Source organism: Bradyrhizobium sp. Unk1 (assembly GCF_059512345.1).
The window spans coordinates 1-6,131 of the sequence record NZ_JCAMOP010000110.1 but is presented as its reverse complement, the minus strand read 5'-3'; the positions used below and the strand labels follow the sequence as shown (position 1 = coordinate 6,131).

General features: G+C 57.6%; 7 protein-coding genes. 5 read left to right on the top strand and 2 right to left on the bottom strand.

Translation table 11 applies throughout. The features are described from left to right. The coding region (locus AC5ZFO_RS46875; RefSeq protein WP_496124122.1) for a hypothetical protein at positions 1-238 on the bottom strand (238 nt) is incomplete at its 3' end. A gap of 1,429 nt (positions 239-1,667) precedes the next feature. Here AC5ZFO_RS46875 and AC5ZFO_RS46870 point away from each other — a divergent pair. Next, on the top strand, positions 1,668-2,063 hold the full coding sequence (locus AC5ZFO_RS46870) for a hypothetical protein (protein WP_282525281.1): 396 nt from the start codon (positions 1,668-1,670) through the stop codon (positions 2,061-2,063). A gap of 178 nt (positions 2,064-2,241) precedes the next feature. Further along, entirely contained in the window at positions 2,242-2,718 is a 477-nt protein-coding gene (locus AC5ZFO_RS46865) for a hypothetical protein (protein ID WP_496124121.1), read from the top strand. Between the two features lie 53 nt (positions 2,719-2,771). On the opposite strand, the gene AC5ZFO_RS46860 is transcribed toward AC5ZFO_RS46865, so the two are convergent. After that, positions 2,772-3,419 (bottom strand): FkbM family methyltransferase, encoded by a 648-nt coding sequence (locus AC5ZFO_RS46860; protein WP_282525290.1) that lies wholly within the window; start codon positions 3,417-3,419, stop codon positions 2,772-2,774. A 1,194-nt stretch (positions 3,420-4,613) separates the two neighbouring features. Between AC5ZFO_RS46860 and AC5ZFO_RS46855 the strand changes: the two genes are divergently transcribed. The 3 genes from AC5ZFO_RS46855 to groEL all read left to right on the top strand — a co-directional run. After that, complete coding sequence (locus tag AC5ZFO_RS46855; protein WP_496124120.1) at positions 4,614-4,784, top strand: hypothetical protein; 171 nt, start codon at positions 4,614-4,616, stop codon at positions 4,782-4,784. A gap of 37 nt (positions 4,785-4,821) precedes the next feature. Beyond that, complete coding sequence (locus AC5ZFO_RS46850) at positions 4,822-5,136, top strand: co-chaperone GroES (protein ID WP_282525283.1); 315 nt, start codon at positions 4,822-4,824, stop codon at positions 5,134-5,136. A gap of 84 nt (positions 5,137-5,220) precedes the next feature. Next, the coding region (gene groEL / locus AC5ZFO_RS46845) for a chaperonin GroEL (protein ID WP_496124119.1) at positions 5,221-6,131 on the top strand (911 nt) is incomplete at its 3' end.

Sequence of the window (6,131 nt, the reverse complement as noted above, 5' to 3'; positions counted from 1 at the left end):
CAAATCCAAACCCACCGTGATAATCTTCTCCATGGAACGGTCCTTCCTTTATGGCGCCTCCCCAGGCGACCACGTTAGGCACTTTTGATGCCGGTTCGAAGGGCCGTTCCACACCATCAATTTTGATGCAGTTTGAGGGATGTCTGACGTTTTGATTGGGGAGAACTCGCAGTGCGATGTCGGCGGACCTGAGATCACTCGGCTGCGCCAGGAGAACGTGCGACTGCGCATGGAGCATGACATTTTAACCCTGGTGATGCCAGTCGGAAGCCAACAAGGCCAAAATGATGGCCTGAAGATTCATGATCGCCAGCACACGCGATCTTCTGGACAAGACGAACACACGACATCACACAAGAAATATGACGTGCAATGTGCCTCGAGCGCTCACGTGTATATGACCATCCAATAACGGTATGCGGGACGCATGTCGACCGCTGGCGAATCACTTGCCATCTGCGAGAGGTCGGCGGCTTGAGTTTTATGCGGGTCAGCTCAAAAGTCCTTGAATCGCACGTAGCGTCACGTTGTACCATTTTGAAGTAGCTGACGAGGATGCCCGGCAAGCGGACCGGCCCGTTGTTTGCTGCCGACCTCGGTGAGACGATGATACCAATCCGGTCGATGTGTATACGGCAGAGGGGGATGCAGGTGCGCCAACCACCGCCTGCGGGATCGCGCAAACTCGCTCCGAGTGCTCGCATGCGAATAACAAGGTACTTCTCCCAGGCCCCGGGGACGGTGGGTCGCTGCGCTCTTCGGCCGGCACGTTGATGCCATGCGAACAGCCGCGGATCGTCTCTGTTCGGCGTCACTCACTAATCAGCATGACTTTGACGATCCTCAGGACAACGGACAACCCCTCCTTCCAGGTTTGTGCGAGCCAGTGTTGAGCCGCATTCCGTCAATATCGTTTTTAAATAGAAGGAACGACGCCAGATTTCTGCGACCATTGATCATTCCGTAATTAGAATTTGCGGTGAACGTTTTGCCGCAAATAATCGTCGGCGGCGCTTCCTCTGTCGACGACTAACTTCCGCCCGGCCATCGAAATGAGGCCGGGCCTTTTTTTGCGTCAATGAACGACAGTTTGGAGTGTTCTGGCCCGTGGTGTTTGATGATTGCGAAGGGTTAGGGAGACAGAGATAAACGTAAGCGATCGATTGGGAGGGTAGTTCGTCACATACTGAAATCGATTGGATCCGATCCTAGCGCCCGAGCTGCTCTGGCCTCTCGCCTCCATGGTCCATGGCGCCGACCTCGTGGCCGTCGACGCCAACCACCCGGCCACCCGCATCGCCGCTGCGGCTCTGCTCGGAGCGCCTGATCCAGCTGCCGGGCATGAGTTATGGAGAGGACCGTCCGCGCCATCTTAATGCTCTATCCGCTCGACGATCGCGTCGATCCCTGGGCGTGATGATGGCGGTCGACGATCCGACCGTGTGCCCGGACGCAGCGCACGGTGCTGCCCGCGATCGAGTGCTCGGTCGGCCGACTCATCTGTCCCGGTGAGCTCTCGCGTCCGGATTTTCTCGCGCTACGGCTTCGACGTCGTGCAGGTGGGTGACCACAGCAGGGGATATGCGTGCTTTCTGATCAGGAAGGGCGTGACCAGCTAAGAGAAAACTTCAGCGCGAGATTACGTAGAACTTTGCACCCAAATTTGAATGGCCTTCGCGCAACCGACCGACTATTGTCGATCCATGTCTCGCCTTGTGTGTCTAACTGCTACTATTATCCTGTCGCTGCTGCCGGTCGTCGCGAACGCTGCGCCAATAAAAACGGGGCCCAAGCCGGTCTGGCAAGGCTACGGCTTCCTGCCCGGCTATCGCCAGCCGCTGAGCAACAGCATTCCGCTCTACAAGCAGAAGGACTTGATGCGCCGGTTCTCGCGCGCCGACCGACGCCACTGGTATATTGACCCGGTTCCTCAGTATTACGGTTGGGACGGCGAGTGGCACTATTTCGGCCAACCCGGCTTCCGCGGCGGCCGCTACAATGGAGGCAGTTTCGGGCCGTGCTGGACGCGGACGCCGATCGGGCCGATCTGGAATTGCGGGTGATCGGGCGGCGCGGCTAGGAGATACTTCGCGCCATTGCGCCGGGATTACGTCGCGGCGTTTTACTGACGTCCTCCCCGATCTTCGTCATCGCGCTGCAGCCACCCAGGCAGAACGTGCTCGCAGATTCGATGATCAGCTCCGCCTGCGGCAAATGAGCAGGCAAGTAACCACCATTGCGATGACGATCTTGATCCGATCCGGCGCGGAATCGGCCGCTGATGATCGCCGCCACCTTCTCCTGCGCCGCGCCCAGGACGCCTTGCCGGAGACAATCGGCTGCTGCAGTTATGCTGGACGCCTCGCGCCGATTTTGTTCTGGAATGAACACATACTTCAGCTCGCTTTCCCATTGACACACAATAGCGACGCCAAGCGCGTGCTGAAACCCGCCCATATCAAGGAATTACTTGAACTGATGCAGTTGCTTTGGCATTTGTTCGAAGCGGTGCACCAGCTTCCCAGAGGACCAGGCCATACAGCAGCCGTTCAGACGATTCCATGCTTCGAGCGCCGGCTGGCAGTGTTAGAAAACGACCACCCGCCCGACGCGGACGTCGTGCGCCGGGTCTGTAATGGCAACCCGGAAACCGGAGCGCCCGTCCGGCCACCGATATCCGCTCAAATGATCACCTGTTGTGCAGCTTTGGGCGGCTAAGCGCGCTGGTCAGGTTTTCCAGCGATGAATGAGGCGCTCGATATGAGTCGCCACTAGAAGCGCGTATTCCTGAGCAATACATCACCCTCCACCGCGCGGGGATAGTGGGACGCCACTTCGAATGACGGCAACAGGTCAAGAATAGCTTGCAGGGACAACTGCCCTTCGTAGAGCTCGCGATCGCTATATTCCGTGTAGACGAAGCGCGTCTTGCTCAAGGTCTGCATGCCGCCGGCGATAACATCGGCTTCGGCTCCCTGGACATCCATCCAGATGAAATCGATCGTATTCAGCTTGGCTTCGCTGCACCAGTCGTCCAGCCGCCGCGTTTCAACCGAGACAGGGCGATCGAACCGAACCCAATCATACTCAGTAAGATGATTCTTCGGGCGGCGTATTGACCCGGAGAGGTCCCATTCCTTCGCATCACCATCCGCATTGCTTGGATGGAAGTCGATCATCCCGTTTCGATCACTGATCGCGATTTCAAGCAGCTTCACCCTAGAAAGGGATGGGCCCAGCTTCGCCTTGAAGCGCGCGATCGCTCTGGGGTCCGGCTCAAAGCAGTAGAGCTGAGCTTGCGGGCAGAGGTTGAGAAACTGTTGCGTATCGGTCCCGTCATTGCATCCGATATCCAGGATGACGGGATTCGGCTTCTGAAGAAGTGAAACAATGTGCTGGTGTACTTCGGCGGGCGACACAGTTGCTTTTTCCATTGGGCGCTGAGGATGAATTTCGTCTTTGACGTCCAATCACACGCTAGACGCGCCGGCACAACGTATATCAATGTATATGATTCATATACCCGTCGGCCCCCTTGATCATGACAGTTCTTTGGAGGCCATTGTCGGACCGGGGCCTGCAGCGACTGCCCTACAATGCAAATTGCCGCTCGGTCTCGGGAGAGGCGCCAACCGCGAGCTAGATCGTCGTCTCCGGTCCACCTTTCGGAGCGGCAGAAAGATCGGCTTCGTGCGAATGTCAGTCGTCGGATATTCTCTCTAAAGCGTGCGCGCTAGACAGATCTCTCGTGCGCAGCAATAGCCATCACCTCGATCACAGTTGCGACAGGCAAGATGTGCTCTACCGACTGACCGCTGCCATCCCAGATTCGCTGACGCAAGGTGTGAACCACTCCACTCCTCGGAAGGTCGTCGAACGCGCCACCAGCTACAACAATTCAAGAAAGCTCTTCGCGGGCAGCGACGGCGTCGTCAAACCTTGGCAGCCATCCGCAACCTGCCGCAAACAACGGAAATGAACAATGTCGATCCATTCGCCTAAATTCAGATACTTCAGCGTATTGCCAGCGGCTCACCGAGGAACGAAATCGACGCGCTTATGCCATGGGATGACGCCATCTGACGGCCTCAGTTTGCCGCTGGCGTACTACCAAGCCGCTATGGAGTGCCGCCGCACACGGGTACGGCCGTATGTCTTCACCTCGAGATTTCACATGCCATATGGTTGAGGTCGCGTACGCTCTCCCGATGCTTGCCAGGTCGGTCATCAGGCATGGATCGTTGTTGAGCTGCCGATCTCGCTCCATCAATATAAATGGGACCCGACCGTGGTATACACTTTCGAACGTCGATCAGCAGGGTCAGTTTGAGAGGACAAGCTCTTCAGCTAACGATTCCGTCTAATTTTGCGATGAGCCATCATCTGCAACTTTAGCTCCCGCCGGTTTCGACAAAACGCAATGTCATTTTCGCAACAGCTTGGCGGGCTGTCTACCTGAGGGGCGTTTGCTTCCGGACAAAGACACGCGCAGGCCAGGCAACGATTCAGCAGAACTGCAGGCATCGATCGTTCAGCTCATTTTTGGCCTGACTCTTGCTATAATTTGTCTTGTCACAATGTGAGTATCTCCAACTTGAGCTCAGGAGACTTGTATGAATTTTCGTCCACTTCACGACCGCGTCATGGTCAAGCGCATCGACGCCGATGAGAAGACAGATTGCGGCGTTATCATTCCCGACACAACCAAGCAAAAGCTGCAGGCTTGGATCGTTCAGCTCATTATTGGCCTGACCCTTGCTATAATTGGGTTTGTCACAATGTGACTATCTTCAACTTGTTCAAAACGCTCAGGAGTCTTGTATGAATTTCCGTCCGCTTCACGACCGCGTCGTGGTCAAGCGCATCGACGCCGAGGAGAAGACCTCTGGTGGCATTATCATTCCCGACACGGCCAAGGAAAAGCCCTCGCAGGGCGAAGTCATTGCAATTGGCCCGGGCGGCCGCGATGAAACCGGCAAGCTGATTCCGATCGACATCGAGGTCGGGGACCGCGTGCTATTCGGCAAATGGTCGGGCACCGAAGTCAAGATCGACAGCGAGGAGCTGCTGATCATGAAGGAGAGCGACATTATGGGCGTTCTCACCGATGTGTTTTCCAACAAGAAAGCCGCCTAACCCAGCGCTCGCACAGCTCCCCCTGACGAGCGCCCGCTTGGGCGCAGTGAAGGATGAGAGAATAAGAACTGAGGGAAATTCCTTATGTCAGCCAAAGAAGTCAAATTCGGAGTAGACGCGCGGGACCGCATGCTGCGCGGCGTCGACATCCTCGCCAATGCCGTGCAGGTCACGCTCGGTCCGAAGGGCCGCAACGTAGTGCTCGACAAGTCGTTCGGCGCTCCCCGCATCACCAAGGACGGCGTTGCCGTCGCCAAGGACATCGAACTCGACGACAAGTTCGAGAACATGGGCGCGCAGATGGTGCGCGAAGTCGCTTCGAAGGCGGCGGATGCTGCCGGCGACGGCACCACCACTGCGACCGTCCTGGCCGCCGCGATTGTCCGCGAAGGCGCCAAGTCGGTTGCCGCCGGTATGAACCCGATGGATCTAAAGCGCGGTATCGACCTCGCGGTCGAAGCCGTGGTTGCGGATCTTCAGAAGAACTCGAAGAGGGTCACCTCGAATGAGGAGATCGCCCAGGTCGGCACCATTTCGGCCAACGGCGACCAGGAGATCGGCAAGTTCCTCGCCGACGCCGTGAAGAAGGTTGGCAACGAGGGTGTCATCACCGTCGAGGAAGCCAAGTCGCTCGAGACCGAGCTCGACGTCGTCGAGGGCATGCAGTTCGACCGCGGCTACATCTCGCCCTACTTCGTCACCAACGCCGACAAGATGCGCGTCGAGATGGACGACGCCTACATCCTCATCAACGAGAAGAAGCTCTCCTCGCTGAACGAGTTGCTGCCGCTGCTCGAGGCCGTGGTGCAGAGTGGTAAGCCGCTGGTCATCGTCGCTGAAGACGTGGAGGGTGAAGCGCTCGCGACGCTGGTCGTGAACCGCCTCCGTGGCGGCCTGAAGGTCGCGGCCGTCAAGGCACCGGGCTTCGGCGATCGCCGCAAGGCCATGCTGCAGGACATCGCGATCCTGACCGGCGGCCAGGCGATCTCGGAAGA